Below are 15,671 nucleotides of genomic sequence, written 5' to 3' on the forward strand. Positions count from 1 at the left end.
GCGGGTGCGTGCCTGCGGGCGCGCGTGCATGAGTACGGGTCGGTCGGGGGCGAGCGGGCGTGTGCGTGCCGGTCGGTGGGGTCATCGCCCGATTCATTGTCCACAGTTTCGAATATCTCTTCGAACCCGAGCCACTTCCGGGTAGACTCGGGGTGTGGTCGCAGCTGATGCAATACCCGCACTGATCGGGGTTTCAGCTGCGCTCGACGGGGTCGATGCGGTGTGGTCGGGCGCATTGGCCGCTGGTGCCGCCGGGTCGGTCGACCCGGTCGGCGATGCGCGGTCGATGAGCGACGACGGCCTGGTGCGGGTGACCGAAGCCCTGGGTGAACTCGCTCGGCGTGTGCAGGCATTGCAGGCGCCGGTCGCGGCCGAGCTCGCGGCCCGCTCCCGCACCGGTGCCGACGATGTTGTAGCCCGCCGGCACGGGTTCTCCTCGGCCGAACGGTTGATCGCTTCCGCGACGGGTGGCCGGTTCCAAGAGGCGGTCAAGCTCGTCGCGGTCGGTGCGGCGACCGCACCCCGGGCCGCGTTCACGGGTGAGGTGCTGCCGCCGAGGCATCCGCACCTCGCACGGGCAGTGTCGTCGGGTGCCGCGTGCGTCGACGCGGCAGATGTGATCTGCCGGTTCCTCGACGGCATCGCGCCGCGCGCCGACCGGGTCGAGCTGTCCGAGGCCGAGGCGTTCCTCGTCGATCGGGCTCCGGTCGTGGGGGTCGACGGGCTGCACCGGCTGGTGAAGCTCATGCAGGCGCGCCTCGACCCCGATGGGGTGAAGCCGCGTGAAGACGAACTGCGGGCGGCGCGCGAGTTCCGCATCTGGGAAGACGAGCACGGCATGATCCGGTTCAAGGGTGCTGCCGACCCCGTCAACGGCGCTCCGATCAAGCTCGCGATCGAGACCCTCGTCGGCGCGGAGCTCCACCGGGCGCGCGACGCGAAGCGCCCGGCTCGGGGTGAGCAGGTCGAGGCTGGAGCGCAGCGACCGTCTCGAAACCCCGCCGGTTGTGACGACGTGGTCGCCGAGCAGCGCACGATCGCCCAGATGAACCTCGACGCGCTCGCCGACATCGCCCGTCACTCGCTCAGCGCGAACGACGGGCCCGTGGCGTTGCGGCAGGCGATGGTCGTGGCCCGCGTCGACGCCGCCGCGCTCGAGTTAGGGCGCGGGCACGGCACGATCGACGGCATCGACCAGCCCGTGTCGATCCCCTCGATCGAGGAGCTCGCGATGTGGGCCGGCATCTCGCCCCTCTACTACGGCGACGGCTGCGAGACGACCCGCCTCGGCCGGTCGCGCCGCCTGTTCTCCCAGGCGCAGAAACTCGTCCTCATCGAACGCGACGGCGGGTGCGCTTGGCCGGGCTGCACTCGACCGCCCTCGCACACCCAAGCGCACCACATCCGGTGGTGGAAGCGCCACCGGGGCCGCACCGATCTCGACAACGGCATCATGCTCTGCGCACATCACCATCACCGCATCCACGACGACGGCTGGGTCATCCTCATCGAGCACGGATTCACCTGGTTCGTGCCGTCGGCGCACCTCGACCCCGACCGCCGACCACGCCCCGGCAACCGACGACTCCCATCGATCGCACCACCACCCCCCGACATCGCTGCCCACCTCGCAAGCGTCGCCGCCTGACCGCGACGATTCCGATGATCCTCGGAATCGTCGAGGAACGCGCCGCCCGGTGGAGCATGCGGCGTGTCGGCGTGTCGGCCCGCTGCCCGCCAGCTCGCCGGCCCGCCCGGGCCACGGGTCATCACGTACCTCGCTCAGTGACGCACAGCGGGGGTGCCGGCCGGGCTCGAGTGCGTGACCGTGTCGACGGCGGCGAGCCCGCCAGTCGCGAAGGCCGCGACCGCGTCGAGCACGGGGTCGGCGCCGAGTACGCGGACGTGCCCGAACCCCTCGGTCAGGAGCAGGCGCGAGCGATCGCCGTGCGCGGCGTGCAGGCGCACCGACTCGCTCGACGCGACCTCGCGATCGCCGCGATCGTGGGCGACGAGCAACGGCACGCCGTCGGGCAGCGGTGAGCCGACCGCGTCGAAGCGCCGATAGGGGTCGTCGACCTCGGGCAGCACGCGCCGGCTGAATCCGCGCGCGAGCGCGTCGGACGTGGCGGGACGCAACCCGAGCCGCCCCGAGAACGCGTCGACGAGGAAGCGCGCGTCGGCCATGCCGGCGATCGCCGCGACGCCGCCGGCGGCCGTGCCCTCGCGCACCGCCGTGATCGCGGCGAGTGCGCCGAACGAGTGGCCGACGATCAGGTGGAATCGCCCGTAGCGCTGCTGCAACGCCTCGATCGCGGCGAGGTAGTCGCGGATGTCGGTGTGACGCCCGGCAGAGTCGCCGTTCGCGGGTGCGTCGAACGCCACGAGTCGAAGGCCCTCGGCGCGCAGCTCGCGCACGATCGGGGCGAACTGCGATGCCCGTCCGCGCCAGCCGTGCACGAGCAGCACGGTGTCGGCGCCGTGCCCCCACGAGTACGCGACGACATCGCGGCCGCGAACACGAAGACGACCGCGTTCGGCGCGCTCGTGCACGGCGCGGTCGTGTTCGCGAACGGACAGCGCCGGCCGCACCCGGCGGAAGAGCGGCAGCGCGACCTGCGCGGCGAGCCCGGGCGAGATGCGATCGGCGGCGCGGATGGCGGCGGCATGGGCGGTGAGTGCTGCAGGCATGGTGGCCTCCGAGTGGCTTCCGGCGAGGCATCCGCCGCGTTCGAAGCAGACGCCAACAATGAATACGAACGATCGTACGCCCACTATACGCACGATCGTGCGTAAAATCGAGGGCATGAGCGGAACGGATGTCGCGGTCGACGGCCGCCGGGCGCGGGGGGATGCCTCGCGCCGGGTGGTGCTCGGCCACGCCGTCGACCTCGCCTCGATCGAAGGGCTCGACCAGCTGTCGATCGGTCGCATCGCGATCGCCGCGAGCGTGAGCAAGTCGAGCATCGCGACGCTCTTCGGCAGCAAGGAGAAGCTGCAGCTCGCCGCCGTCGAGGCGGCTCGCGAGCGCTACTTCGCGACCGTCATCGCCCCCGCCCGTGAGAAGCCGCGCGGGCTGACGCGGGTCGTCGCACTGCTCGATCGCGTCGTCGCGTACTCGCATGACCGCGTGTTCCCGGGCGGGTGCTTCTTCTCGGCCGCGGCGGCCGACTTCCACGCGAAGCCCGGCGTCGTGCGCGACGCGATCACCGCGCAGCTCGACGACTGGCTCGGCTACCTCGCGGTGCAGGTGCGGTACGCGGCCGAGGCCGGCGAGCTTGTCGGCATCGTCGGGGCCGACGATGCCGACCAGTTCGCCTTCGAGGTGCAGGGCGTCTTCGAGTGGATGAACCAGCTCGCCGTGATCCGCGACTCCGACGAGCCGTACGTTCGTGCCAGGCGCGCGTTCCGCGCCCGGCTCGTCGCGATCGGTGCCGACCCGGCCGTCGCCGATCTCGTGCTCGAACCGGGCGCCGCGATGCGCTGACGGTGGCGGTACTACTCGCCCTGCGGGGCGAGCGCCGCGACGATGGGGTGATCGAAGTCGAGCGTGCCGGTCTTGGCGGCGCCGCCCGGCGATCCGAGCGGCGCACCGCCCGACGCGCCACCGGGCGTGATCTCGAAGAACTCGACGTTGGCCTTGTAGTAGTCGGACCACTCGTCGGGCAGGTCGTCTTCGTAGTAGATCGCCTCGACCGGGCAGACGGGCTCGCAGGCGCCGCAGTCGACGCACTCGTCGGGGTGGATGTAGAGGGATCGTTCGCCCTCGTAGATGCAGTCGACGGGGCACTCGTCGATGCACGCCTTGTCCTTGACGTCGACGCAGGGCAGCGCGATGACGTAGGTCACGACAGCGCCAGCACGTCGTCGCGCGAGATCGCCACCTGCTCCTCACGGGGCACGACCTTCACGCGTTCGCGAACGACGCCGGCGTACCGCTCGGGCGCCTCGAACGACTCGCCGAGCCCGCGCTCGTGCGCGTCGAGGGCGAGCCAGCCCTGCCAGCTCGTGTGCTCGACCCCGCGGGCGTCGAGCAGGTCGAGGATCTCGGTGCCGTCGGCCGCGTCGATGGCGGGCGCGGCGAGCACGCCGGCCTGCGCGTCCGCGACGAGGTTGGTGATCGTCTCGAGCGCGTCGCCCTTCGTGTGGCCGATGAGTCCGACCGGGCCGCGCTTGATCCATCCGGTCGCGTAGACGCCCGGGATCGACTCGCCCGAGGCATCCACGACCCGCCCGCCCTCGTTGGGGATGACCGCAGCCCGCTCGTCGAACGGCACGTCGCGGATCGGCGAGCTCGCGTAGCCGACGGCCCGGTACACGGCCTGCACCGGGTATTCGACGAACTCGCCCGTGCCCTCGACCGAACCGTCGCCGACCGGTCGGGTGCGCTCGAACCGGATCGCCTCGACCTTGCCGTCGCCCGTGATCTCGGCGGGCGAGTGCAGGAAGTGCAGGTGCAGGCGGCGCGACGCGGTGCCGGCGCCGGTCGAGCCGGGGCCCGTGCGCCAGCCGTTCAGGGTGCGGGTCATGACCTTGACCTGGTTGTTCGCGGCGTGGAGCGCCTCGGCATGCGCGTCGCCCTCGGCGCGCTCGAAGTCGTCGTCGTACACGACGATGTCGACGTCGGGCACCTCGCCGAGCTCGCGCAGCTCGATCGGGGTGAACTTCACGTGGCCCGGTCCGCGCCGGCCGAACACGTGCACGTCGGTGACGGGGGATGCCTCGAGCCCGGCGAGCACGTTGGCGGGGATGTCGGTCGAGAGGATGTCCTTCGGGTGCTTCGCGAGCACGCGGGCGACGTCGAGCGCGACGTTGCCGTTGCCGATGACCGCGATCGACTGCGCCTCGAGCGGCCAGCTGCGCGGCACGTCGGGGTGGCCGTCGTACCAGGCCACGAAGTCGGCGGCGCCGTACGAGCCGGGCAGGTCGATGCCGGGGATTTCGAGCGGGGCGTCGCGCAGCGCCCCGGTCGCGAAGATCACCGCGTCGTAGCGCTCCTGGAGCTCGCCGACCTCGACGTCGCGGCCCACCTCGACGTTGCCGATGAGGCGGATGTCGCCCGCATCGAGCATCTCGTGCAGCGAGTTCACGATGCCCTTGATGCGCGGGTGGTCGGGCGCGACCCCGTAGCGGATGAGGCCGTAGGGTGCCGGCAGCGACTCGAACAGGTCGATCGCGACCTCGCCGCCCTGCTCGGCGACCTGGCGGCGGAGGATGTTGCCGGCGTAGATGCCGGCGGGGCCGGCGCCCACGATCGCGACGCGGAGGGAGAGGGTCATTGCTGCGAGGCCTTTCGGGTTGTGCTGGGGGAGAGCGCTTCGGGTGCGTAGGGGCTGAGCGTCACGACGTCGCCGACCACGACCACCGCGGGCGACCGCACGCCTCGGCGCGCCGCCTGCAGGGCGATCGAGTCGAGCGTTCCGACGGTGACGCGCTGCCTCGGGCCGTACCCATCTTCCACGATGGCGACCGGGCAGTCGCCGCCGCGCTCGCCGCGGGCGAGCGTGATCGCCGAGTTCGCGAGGGTGCCGATGCCCATGAGGAGCACGACGGTGTGGTCGCGGCCGCCGCCGAGCGCCCGGATCTGGTCATGTCCGGTGACGACCGTGAACGTCGTCGCGAGGCCGCGGTGGGTGAGCGGGATGCCCGCGATCGCCGGCACCGAGATCGCGCTCGTGATGCCCGGCACGACCTCGACGTCGATGCCCGCGTCGCGGCAGAACGCGAGCTCCTCGCCGCCGCGGCCGAAGATGAACGGGTCGCCGCCCTTGAGCCGCACGACCTGCTTGCCCTCGCGGGCGAGGTTGACGAGCAGGGCGTTGATCGCGTCCTGCGGCACGGCGTGATGCCCGGGGAGCTTGCCGACGTCGACGACCTCTGCCCGAAGTTCGACGCCCTCGGCGGCGAGGCCGTCGAGCACGCCGCGGGCGCCGAGCCGGTCGGCCACGATCACGTCGGCCCGCTCGAGCGCGCGCAGGCCGCGGATGGTGAGCAGTCCCGCGTCGCCCGGTCCGGCGCCGACGAGGGTGACGTGTCCGGCGCTCATCGCGTGCCCTCCTGCAGCAGGCCCCGGCGGCGCAGCAGCGCACGCTCGATCGGGGCGAAGATCGCCAGTTCGACGAGGATGCCGACGAAGAGGATCACGAGGATCGCGACGAACACCGCCGAGAGGTCGGCCAGTTGCCGGCCCTGGTCGAGCAGGGCGCCCAGGCCGAACCCGATCGAGCCGCCGGTCGCGATGATCTCGGCGGCCATGAGCGAGCGCCACGAGAACGCCCAGCCCTGCTTGAGCCCGCCGACGTAGCCCGGCAGCGCGGCCGGCAGCACGACGAGGGTGGCGAGCTGCGACCGGTTCGCGCCGAGCACCCGGCCGACGCGACGCAGCTGCGGCGGCACCTGGTTCACGCCCGAGATGAGGCCGTTGATGATCGAGGGAACGGCACCCATGAGGATGACGAAGTAGACGGTCGCGTCGGACAGGCCGAACCAGATGATCGCGGCGGGCACCCACGCGACCGACGGCAGCACCTGCAGCCCCGACACGAAGGGGCCGAACGCGCGACGCAGCCAGCCGACCTCGGCGAGCGCCAGGCCGATGGGCGTGCCGATCGCGACCGCGATGAGGAACCCGATGACGCCGCGCTCGAGGCTCGTCGTCACGGCGAGCTGCAGCCGGCCGCTCTCCCATGCGGCGCCGATCGCCGTGAACACCTCGACCGGGCCCGGGTAGAGGTCGGGGCGCGGGCGCGCGACGACCGTGTAGACCTGCCAGACGACGAGCAGCACGACGATGAGGATGACGGGCGGCAGCACGCCCGACCAGAACCGGCGCCAGCGCGACTCGCGGCGGGTCTCGTCGGTCTGCAGGCGGTCGAGGCCGGCAGCGAGCTCGCGCAGTTCGGCTTCGTCGGGCGACGAGGACGCCTCGCGCTCGACGAGCTCGGGGAACGGCATCGAGCCGGCGGGGAGGTCTGACCCCGCGCCCGCCGGTCGAGTAGCGCCCGACGAAGGAGGACGCGTATCGAGACCCGGTGAGTCGATCGCGGGACGAGTGGTCTCGATACGCGTCGCCTCCGGCGGCGCTACTCGACCGGCGGTCTGGATGTCATGCGGCATTGCGGGCGATCTCCTTCCGCAGGCGCTCGGTGATCTCGATCGAGACCGCCGAGACCTCGGGGCTCTCGATGCGGCGCGGGCCCGAGGCATCCAGCCGCCATTCCCCGGCAACGCGGCCCGGGCGACTCGAGAGCAGCACGACGCGTTCGCCGAGGCGGGCCGCCTCGCGCACGTTGTGGGTGACGAACACGATCGTGCGGCCGGTCTCGCGCCAGACCCGCTCGAGCTCCTCGTGCAGGAGGTCGCGGGTGATGGCGTCGAGCGCGGCGAACGGCTCGTCCATGAGCAGCACCTTGCGGTCCTGCGCGAGCGCCCGGGCGAGGGCGACGCGCTGGCGCATGCCGCCCGAGAGCTCGTGGGGCCGCTTCTCGGCGGCGTCGGCGAGGTTGACGACGTCGAGCAGCTCGAGCGCCTTCGCGCGGCGTTCGGCCCGCGGCACCCCGCGCAGCTTCAGCGCGAGCTCGACGTTGCGACGGGCGCTCAGCCACGGCATGAGCGCCGACTCCTGGAACATCACGGCCGCGCCGTCGGCGGGCACCTCGATGGTGCCCGTCGACGGGCGGTCGAGACCGGCGATGAGGTTGAGCAGGGTCGACTTGCCGCACCCCGAGGCGCCGAGCAGGCAGACGAACTCGCCCTCCGCGACGTGCAGCGTCACGTCGTCGAGCACGAGCGGGGCGCGCTCGCCGAAGCGCTTGCCGAGCCCGTCGATGCGGATGACCGTCTGCCTGCTCATGCGCTCACTCCGTGCCGAGCCCGGCGGCCGAGACCGGCTCCTCGCCGCGCGCTTCGAGCACGCGGTTCAGGATCGCGAGGTCGAACAGCCCGTCGATCGAGCCGTCCTTCGCGGTGCCCGCGGCGACGCCGTTCGCGAGCACCTCCTCGAAGGTGTCAGCGACGGGGTCGACCGTGAACCGGACGTGCTCGAGCGAGCGCGCGAGCACCTCGTCGCCGAGCGGCTTGCCGGTGTCGGCCTCGAGCTGGGCGTTGATGTCCTCCGCGGCCTGGTCGGGCTCGTCCTCGATGAACTGCACGGCATCGGCGTGGCCCTCGACGAGCGCCTCGACCGTCGCCGGGTGGTCGGCGAGGAACTGCTTCGAGACGAGCAGCACCGTCGTCGGGAAGTCGCCGTCGTCCCACAGGTCGGCCTCGTCGACGAGCACGTGCGCGCCGCCGTCGATGATGAGGCGCGAGACCCACGGCTCGGGCAGCCACGCACCGTCGAGGTCGCCCTGCTGGAAGAGCGTGAGCGTCTGCGAGTTCTCGGTCGGCGTGACGTGCACGTCGCCGCCGCCCTGCGTGTCGGTCGTGTAGCCCTCGTCGGCGAGCCAGGTGCGCAGCGCGACGTCCTGCGTGTTGCCGAGCTGGGGGCTCGCGAGCGTCGTGCCCTCGAGGTCGGCCGGGTCGTCGATGCCGTCGGCGACGACGAGTGCGGCGCCGCCCGAGGCGACCCCCGACACGACGACGGCCGACTCGCCGCCGCTCTTGACGAAGGTGTTGATCGCCGGGTTCGGGCCGATGTAGGCGGCGTCGATCGCGCCGGCCGAGAGCGCCTCGACGGCGGCCGGGCCGGCGTTGAAGACCTCGGTCGAGAGCTTCGTGTCGCCGAGCGCATCCTGCAGCAGGCCCTCCTGGAGCCCGACCAGCGCGGGCGCGTGGGTGACGTTCGCGAAGTAGCCGAGACGCAGCTCCTCCGCGGGCGTGCCGCCGAGGGCTTCGTCGGACTCGGCCGGCGGGGCTCCCGCGGCCGATGAGGCGCAGCCGGTCATCATGACCGCGGCCAATCCAAGAACGGTGAGAGCAAGAGTGGTGCGGGTCTTCACGGTGTCGCCTCCTTTGTATGGTTCGTGCAGATGGTGGTGCGGTGGCCCCGGGGTCGGGGCCGGGTGCGCCCCGTGGGGCGCCCCGTCAGGCGGCCGAAGCTCGCGCCGGGCTGTGCGTGCCGGCGGCGAGCGTCGCTCCGTCCTGCGGGTGGATGACGAGGAATGCGCCGCTGCGACGGTGCACGGCGTAGTCCTCGAAGGGCAGCTCCGCCGCGAGGCGGAGGGTGACCCGGCCGATGTCGTTGGCGTCGAGCCGGTCGGCGGGTTCGGTCGCGAGGGTGTCGAGGTTGCGGCGGCCCTCGACCGCGGCGACGAGCGCCTGCACGGTCGCGGTGCCGAACTTGACGAGCACGCGGGCGCCCGGTGCGAGCGGGCGGGCGTCGAGCTGGAACAGCTCGGCGTCGATCTCGCGGCGGCCGGCGGGCAGGGTTCCGGATGCCGCGATCACGGCGCCGCGCGCGGCGTCGAGCTCGTCGGCGAGGCGCAGCGACACCGACTGCGGCGCACGGGCCTCGTCGAGCGGGCCGTCGGCGGTGTCGATCGCGACGACCGTCGTGGTCGCACCGCCCGGGAACACGGCGACCTCGTCGCCGACCCGCACGGTGCCGCTCGACACCTGCCCGGCGAACGCACGGTAGTCGCGGAACCGGTCTTCGGCCCCGGGCTGCGCCGCGACGTCGGGCGCGAGGGCGCCCTGCGGGCGCAGCACGAGCTGCACGTCGAGCCGGAACGCCTCGAGCGAGCTCTCGATCTCGTCGACGGTCGGCAGCGTCTCGAGCAGTTCGAGCAGGGCCGGCCCGTCGTACCAGGGCGTGTTCGGCGAGCGGTCGACGACGTTGTCGCCCTCGAGCGCCGAGACGGGGATGACGTGCACCCCGGGCAGGCCGAGCTCGCGGGTGACCTCGAGCACCTCGGCGGCCACGGCCGCGTAGGCTGCGGCGTCGTAGCCCTGCAGGTCGATCTTGTTGACCGCGACGATCACGTTCGGCACGCGCAGCAGCTGCACGACCGAGAGGTGACGGCGGGTCTGCTCGAGCACGCCCTTTCGCGCGTCGATGAGCAGCACGACGACGTCGGCCGTCGTCGCCCCGGTGACCATGTTGCGGGTGTACTGCACGTGCCCGGGGCAGTCGGCGAGGATGAACGAACGGCGACCCGTCGAGAAGTAGCGATAGGCCACGTCGATCGTGATGCCCTGCTCGCGCTCGGCGCGCAGGCCGTCGGTGAGCAGCGCGAAGTCGAAGCCGCCGGCGTCGCCGCCGAAGCCGCGCTCGCGGCTCGTGCGGGCGACCTGCTCGAACTGGTCGGCGAGGATCGCCTTCGAGTCGTGCAGCAGGCGGCCGACGAGCGTCGACTTGCCGTCGTCGACCGAGCCGGCCGTCGCGAAGCGCAGCAGGGTGCTGCTGGTGTGCTCGCCCATCAGAAGTACCCGTCCTTCTTGCGGTCTTCCATCGCCGCCTCCGAGATGCGGTCGTCGGCGCGGGTCGCCCCGCGCTCGGTGAGCGTCGACTCGGCGACCTCGCGAACGACGGCCGCGACATCCACGGCGTCGGACTCGACCGCACCCGTGCAGCTCATGTCGCCGACCGTGCGGTACCGCACGGTGCGGAGCTCGACGTGCTCGTCGGGGCGGGGCTGCGAGAACTCGCCGACGCCGCGCCACATGCCGTCGCGGCGGAACACCTCGCGCTCGTGCGCGAAGTACAGCGGCGGCAGCTCGATGCCCTCGCGCTCGATGTACGCCCAGACGTCGAGCTCGGTCCAGTTCGAGATCGGGAAGGCGCGCACGTGCTGGCCGGGGGTGTGCCGGCCGTTGTAGAGGTTCCAGAGCTCAGGGCGCTGGTTGCGCGGGTCCCACTGGCCGAACTCGTCGCGCAGCGAGATGATGCGCTCCTTGGCCCGCGCCTTGTCCTCGTCGCGGCGGGCGCCGCCGAAGACCGCGTCGTGCCTGCCCGCGGCGATCGCGTCGAGCAGCGGCTGCGTCTGCAGGGGGTTGCGGGTGCCGTCGGCGCGCTCGTGCAGGCGGCCGTCGTCGATGTAGCGCTGCACCTCGGCGACCTCGAGTCGCAGGCCGAGTCGCTCGACCGTGCGGTCGCGGAACGCGATCACCTCGGGGAAGTTGTGCCCCGTGTCGACGTGCAGCACGGGGAACGGCACGCGGCCCGGCCAGAACGCCTTCGTCGCGAGGTGGAGCACGACGACCGAGTCCTTGCCGCCCGAGAACAGCAGCACGGGCCGCTCGAACTCGGCGACGACCTCGCGGATGATGTGGATCGCCTCGGCCTCGAGCAGGTCGAGGGCGTCGAGGCCCCTCGCCGGGGCGGTGGCAGTGCCGGTCAAGAACGTGTCGGTCATAGGTGCAACCCGCATTCCGTCTTGTCGAGGCCGGCCCAGCGGCCCGACCGGGGGTCTTCGCCCGCGGCGACGGGCTTCGTGCACGGCTCGCAGCCGATCGAGGGGTAGCCCTCGGTCAGCAGCGGGTTCACGGTCACCCCGAACGCGGCGGCGTGGTCGATGAGGTCGTCGAAGCTCCAGGCGGCGAGCGGGTTGACCTTCACGAGGCCGTTGCGCTCGTCCCATGCGACGAGCGGCGTGTCGGTGCGGGTCGGCGCCTCGTCGCGGCGCACGCCCGTGAACCAGAGTTCGTAGCCCGCGAGGGCGTCCTGCAGCGGGGCGACCTTGCGCATCGCGCAGCAGGCGCCCGGATCGCGGGCGAAGAGGTCCTTGCCGTGCTTCGCGTCCTGCTCGGCGACGGTGAGCTCGGGAAGCACGTCGACGATGCGCACGTCGAGCGACGCGGCGACGCGGTCGCGGGTCTCGATCGTCTTCTGGAAGTGGTAGCCGGTCTCGAGGAACAGCACGTCGACGCCCGGCAGCGACTGCGCGACCACGTGCGGCAGCACGGCGTCGGCCATCGAGCAGGCGACGGCCGCGGCATCCACGTCGAAGTTGCGCGCCACCCAGGCGATCACTTCGTAGGCGGATGCCTCGCCGTCGGCGAGGCTCCGGAGCTCGGCGTTCCCCGCCTCGGCGAGGGCGCGGAGCGCGGCGGCGTCGCGCTTCGTGGTGGCGCGCGGGGCGAGCGAGACGCTCATCGCAGTTCTTCCTCTTCGGCGCGGTGGGCCCACTCGGCGAAGGTCTCGTCGACTGCAGTATCGCGCTGCTCGAGGAACCGGCGCACGACCTTCTCGACGTAGTCGGCGAGGCCGTCGGCGGTCACCTTGAGGCCGCGCACGGTGCGGCCGGTGCCGGCCTCCTCGCGCGTCGTCGACGCGAGCCCGCCGCCGAGGTGCACCTGGAAGCCGGGGGTCTGGCCGCCGTCGCCGTCGGGCAGCAGCTGCCCCTTGAGGCCGATGTCGGCGGTCTGGATGCGGGCGCACGAGTTCGGGCAGCCGTTGACGTGCAGGCTGATCGGGTGCGGCAGCTCGATGCCCGCGAGGCGCTCCTCGAGGGCGATCACGGCGTCGGTCGCGGTCTGCTTCGTCTCGACGATCGCGAGCTTGCAGAACTCGATGCCCGTGCAGGCGATCGTGCCGCGGCGGATGAGGCTCGGTCGCGCCTGCAGGCCGAGCTCGTCGAGGCCGGCGACGACCCGCTCGACGTGCTCCTCGTCGATGTCGAGCAGCACGACCTTCTGGTGCGGGGTCGTGCGCAGCCGGCCCGAACCGACCGAGTCGAGCAGGTCGGCGAGGCGGGTGAGCGTCGTGCCCGAGATGCGGCCGACGAAGGGCGTCGCGCCGATGTAGAAGCGGCCGTCCTTCTGCTTGTGCACCCCGACGTGGTCGCCCTGGGCGAGCGGCTTCGGTGCGGCGGGGCCGTCGGGCAGCGGGTTCTCGAGGTACTCGGTCTCGAGCACCTGCCGGAACTTCTCGGCGCCCCAGTCGGCGACGAGGTACTTGAGTCGGGCGCGGTTGCGCAGGCGCCGGTAGCCGTAGTCGCGGAAGATCGAGGTGACCCCGAGCCACACCTCGGCGACCCGCTCGGGCGCGACGAAGGCGTTCAGGCGCACCGCGAGGTGGGCGTTCGTCGACAGGCCGCCGCCGACCCAGAGGTCGTAGCCGATGCCGAGCTCGGGGTGCTCGACCGCGACGAACGCCACGTCGTTGATCTCGTGCACGACGTCCTGGCTGGGGTGGCCCGTGATCGCCGACTTGAACTTGCGCGGCAGGTTCGCGAGCTCGGGGTCGCCGATGTAGCGCTCCTGGATCTCGAAGATCTGCGGCGTCGGGTCGATGAGCTCGTCGGCCGCGATGCCGGCGACCGGCGAGCCGAGGATGACGCGGGGCACGTCGCCGCACGCCTCGGTCGTCGACAGGCCGACGCCTTCGAGCCGGCGCCAGATCTCGGGCACGTCCTCGACTCGGATCCAGTGCAGCTGGATGTTTTGCCGGTCGGTCAGGTCGGCCGTGTCGCGTGCGAACTCGGTCGAGATGCCGCCGATGACGCGCAGCTGCTCGGTCGAGAGCTGGCCGCCGTCGATGCGCACGCGCAGCATGAAGAACTCGTCCTCGAGCTCGTGCGGCTCGAGGGTCGCGGTCTTGCCGCCGTCGATGCCGGGCTTGCGCTGCGTGTACAGGCCCCACCAGCGGAAGCGGCCGTGCAGGTCGGTGCCGTCGATCGACGAGAAGCCGCCCTTGGCGTAGATCGTCTCGATGCGCTCGCGCACGGCGAGGCCGCCGTCCTCCTGCTTCCACTGCTCGTTGGCGTTGAGGGGCTCGGTGCCGTCGACCTTCCACTGGCCGTTGGGGCGGTTGGCGCCGGGGCGGGCGGGGCGGCCTTCGGGGCGCGCGGCGCGCTCCGGCCGTGCCGGTCGCACCGTCTCGCTCAGCGTCACGAGAGCCTCCTGATGGGTCGAAGCGACGATGGATGTCTCGCCGCTGAGCCGACGTTAGGCGAGGCATCCTCGGGCGGCACCTTCGTGACGGCGGCGCCCGTCACGTTGCGTCACGGCCCGTCGCACGGCGCCGTATTGCGTCACAGTCTTGACATGGCGGGCGGGCGCGGTGCTCCCGCCCGGCACATCCCGCCCGCTATCGTGAGCGCATGCCGACCGCCGCTGGTACCGGAATGCCCCTGCGGGACCACCGCATCCACCGATACGTCAACGCGTTCTGCCCGCGGTGCCACGAGGAGGACCCCGAGCGACCGCTCGCCGACGTCGCCCGGCTCTCGGGCTGGCTGGCGATCCGCGACGACCGCGTCTGGCTCGAGCGCGGCTGCCCCACGCACGGGCTCGTGTCGACGATGTACGACGAGTCGCCCGAGATCCTGAGCTACCTCGAGCAGTGGACCGCCCCGACGAAGGTGCACACCCCAGACCTCGCGGGCAACTTCAAGCCCGTGCCGTCGGCGTACGAGGACGGCCTGCCCGAGATGCAGACGCAGCACACGTGCATCCTGCTCGAGGACCTCACCGACCACTGCAACCTGCGCTGCCCGACCTGCTTCGCCGAGTCGGGGCCGGCGGCGACCGCGGTCGCGCCGCTCGCCGAGGTGCTCGCCTCGGTCGACGCGAAGCTCGCTCGCGAGAACCACCGCATCGACGTGCTCATGCTCTCGGGCGGCGAGCCGACCCTCTACCCATGGCTCGAGCAGCTGCTCGAGCACCTCGTCGCGCGACCGGTCGTGCGCATCCTGCTGAACTCGAACGGACTGCGCATCGCGCAGGACGACGCCCTCGTCGAGACGCTGAAGAAGCACCGCGAGCGCGTCGAGGTGTACCTGCAGTTCGACGGCGAGAGCGCCGAGGCGTCGGCCTATCACCGCGGCGCCGACATCCGCCGCTTCAAGGACCGCGCGCTCGAGCGCCTGTCGGAGGCGGGCGTGTTCACGACGCTCACCATGACCGCCGCGCTCGGCGTGAACGACGGCGAGATCGGCGCGGTGATCCGGCGGGCGATGACGACGCCGTACGTCGGCGGAGTGACGATCCAGCCCGTGTTCGGCTCGGGGCGCTCGGCCGGCATCGACCCGAACGACCGGCTCACGCACACGGGCGTGCTCGCCCGGCTCGAGGCGCAGACGGGCGGCGAGGTCACCTGGCGCGACCTCACCGCGCTGCCCTGCAGCCATCCGCACTGCTGCTCGGTCGGCTACCTGCTGAAGGATGACTCGGGCACCTGGAACTCGCTCACCGCCCTCGTCGGCCACGACCGGTTGAAGGAGTTCCTCGACCTCAACCCCGACCTCATCGCGAACCGCATCGCCGACAGCAACATCAACCAGGCCCTGAAGGACAGCGTGAAGCAGTCGCTGCTCGACCTGCTCAGCGAGCAGTCGTCGCTGTCGCACCCGTCGATCGCGACGCTGTGGAAGGACATCTGCACGGGCTGCGACCTCGGCATCGGCACCCTCACCCAGCTCGCGAGCTCGGCGCTTCCGGGGCAGCACAAGCGGCTGCGGCGGTTCCTCGGCGAACGCGTCAAGCGCATCACGGTGAAGCCCTTCATGGACATCAACACGATGATCGAGGAGCGCCTCACCCAGTGCTGCGTGCACGTCGCGACGGTGAACGCAGAGACCTCGGCGCACCAGTGCGCGCCGTTCTGCGCGGTGCAGGCGTGGGCGCCGCTCGGGCGCACGCGCATCTCGACCGCGACGGGCTCGGCCGGGGCGTCCGCCGCTCGTGACGGTGCGGCAGGCGGCGCCGGTGCGGCAGGCGGTCGCCGCCGACTGCCGGTGACGGTGGCGTGAGCCGGCGGCCGACGGCATGACGGGCGAGGGAGTGAGCGC

14 protein-coding genes are annotated in these 15,671 nt (G+C 72.1%); 3 read left to right on the forward strand and 11 right to left on the reverse strand.

Going from position 1 to position 15,671, the window contains the following annotated elements:
• Window positions 1-154 precede the first annotated feature (154 nt).
• Complete coding sequence (locus ACFWGP_RS02410; RefSeq protein WP_376930045.1) at window positions 155-1,648, forward strand: DUF222 domain-containing protein; 1,494 nt, start codon at window positions 155-157, stop codon at window positions 1,646-1,648.
• Between the two features lie 134 nt (window positions 1,649-1,782).
• Here ACFWGP_RS02410 and ACFWGP_RS02415 read toward each other — a convergent pair whose 3' ends face one another.
• On the reverse strand, window positions 1,783-2,691 hold the full coding sequence (locus ACFWGP_RS02415; protein WP_376930046.1) for an alpha/beta hydrolase: 909 nt from the start codon (window positions 2,689-2,691) through the stop codon (window positions 1,783-1,785).
• Window positions 2,692-2,806: 115 nt separating this feature from the next.
• Here ACFWGP_RS02415 and ACFWGP_RS02420 point away from each other — a divergent pair, with 115 nt between their 5' ends.
• Window positions 2,807-3,487, forward strand: a complete 681-nt coding sequence (locus ACFWGP_RS02420; RefSeq protein ID WP_376930047.1) for a TetR/AcrR family transcriptional regulator — start codon at window positions 2,807-2,809, stop codon at window positions 3,485-3,487.
• 11 nt (window positions 3,488-3,498) lie between these two features.
• Here ACFWGP_RS02420 and fdxA read toward each other — a convergent pair whose 3' ends face one another.
• From fdxA to ACFWGP_RS02470, 10 genes are all read right to left on the reverse strand, one after another.
• Window positions 3,499-3,849, reverse strand: coding sequence for a ferredoxin (gene fdxA, locus ACFWGP_RS02425; RefSeq protein ID WP_231429356.1), 351 nt, complete (start codon window positions 3,847-3,849; stop codon window positions 3,499-3,501).
• On the reverse strand, window positions 3,846-5,279 hold the full coding sequence (locus ACFWGP_RS02430; protein ID WP_376930048.1) for an FAD-dependent oxidoreductase: 1,434 nt from the start codon (window positions 5,277-5,279) through the stop codon (window positions 3,846-3,848). Before ACFWGP_RS02430 ends, fdxA begins: the two co-directional genes overlap by 4 nt.
• Window positions 5,276-6,046 (reverse strand): uroporphyrinogen-III C-methyltransferase, encoded by a 771-nt coding sequence (gene cobA / locus ACFWGP_RS02435; protein ID WP_376930049.1) that lies wholly within the window; start codon window positions 6,044-6,046, stop codon window positions 5,276-5,278. Before cobA ends, ACFWGP_RS02430 begins: the two co-directional genes overlap by 4 nt.
• A complete protein-coding gene (locus tag ACFWGP_RS02440) occupies window positions 6,043-6,954 on the reverse strand; it encodes an ABC transporter permease (protein WP_231429359.1) in 912 nt (303 codons plus the stop codon). The genes cobA and ACFWGP_RS02440 overlap by 4 nt, the downstream gene beginning before the upstream one ends.
• Window positions 6,955-7,105: 151 nt before the next feature.
• Window positions 7,106-7,852 carry an ABC transporter ATP-binding protein gene (locus ACFWGP_RS02445; protein ID WP_376930050.1) on the reverse strand — a complete coding sequence of 249 codons (747 nt, stop codon included), beginning with the start codon at window positions 7,850-7,852 and terminating at the stop codon, window positions 7,106-7,108.
• Between the two features lie 4 nt (window positions 7,853-7,856).
• Window positions 7,857-8,888, reverse strand: a complete 1,032-nt coding sequence (locus ACFWGP_RS02450) for an ABC transporter substrate-binding protein (protein ID WP_376930051.1) — start codon at window positions 8,886-8,888, stop codon at window positions 7,857-7,859.
• A gap of 136 nt (window positions 8,889-9,024) precedes the next feature.
• Complete coding sequence (locus ACFWGP_RS02455) at window positions 9,025-10,359, reverse strand: sulfate adenylyltransferase subunit 1 (protein ID WP_376930052.1); 1,335 nt, start codon at window positions 10,357-10,359, stop codon at window positions 9,025-9,027.
• Entirely contained in the window at window positions 10,359-11,294 is a 936-nt protein-coding gene (gene cysD, locus ACFWGP_RS02460) for a sulfate adenylyltransferase subunit CysD (RefSeq protein WP_231429363.1), read from the reverse strand. Before cysD ends, ACFWGP_RS02455 begins: the two co-directional genes overlap by 1 nt.
• Entirely contained in the window at window positions 11,291-12,034 is a 744-nt protein-coding gene (locus ACFWGP_RS02465; protein WP_275507079.1) for a phosphoadenylyl-sulfate reductase, read from the reverse strand. Before ACFWGP_RS02465 ends, cysD begins: the two co-directional genes overlap by 4 nt.
• On the reverse strand, window positions 12,031-13,773 hold the full coding sequence (locus tag ACFWGP_RS02470; RefSeq protein WP_376930053.1) for a nitrite/sulfite reductase: 1,743 nt from the start codon (window positions 13,771-13,773) through the stop codon (window positions 12,031-12,033). Before ACFWGP_RS02470 ends, ACFWGP_RS02465 begins: the two co-directional genes overlap by 4 nt.
• Window positions 13,774-13,982: 209 nt before the next feature.
• Here ACFWGP_RS02470 and ACFWGP_RS02475 point away from each other — a divergent pair, with 209 nt between their 5' ends.
• Window positions 13,983-15,632, forward strand: a complete 1,650-nt coding sequence (locus ACFWGP_RS02475; protein WP_376930054.1) for a radical SAM protein — start codon at window positions 13,983-13,985, stop codon at window positions 15,630-15,632.
• The last annotated feature ends 39 nt before the right edge of the window (window positions 15,633-15,671 follow it).

It is taken from the genome of Agromyces sp. NPDC127015, assembly GCF_042725165.1.
Taxonomy (GTDB): Bacteria; Actinomycetota; Actinomycetes; order Actinomycetales; family Microbacteriaceae; genus Agromyces; species Agromyces chromiiresistens.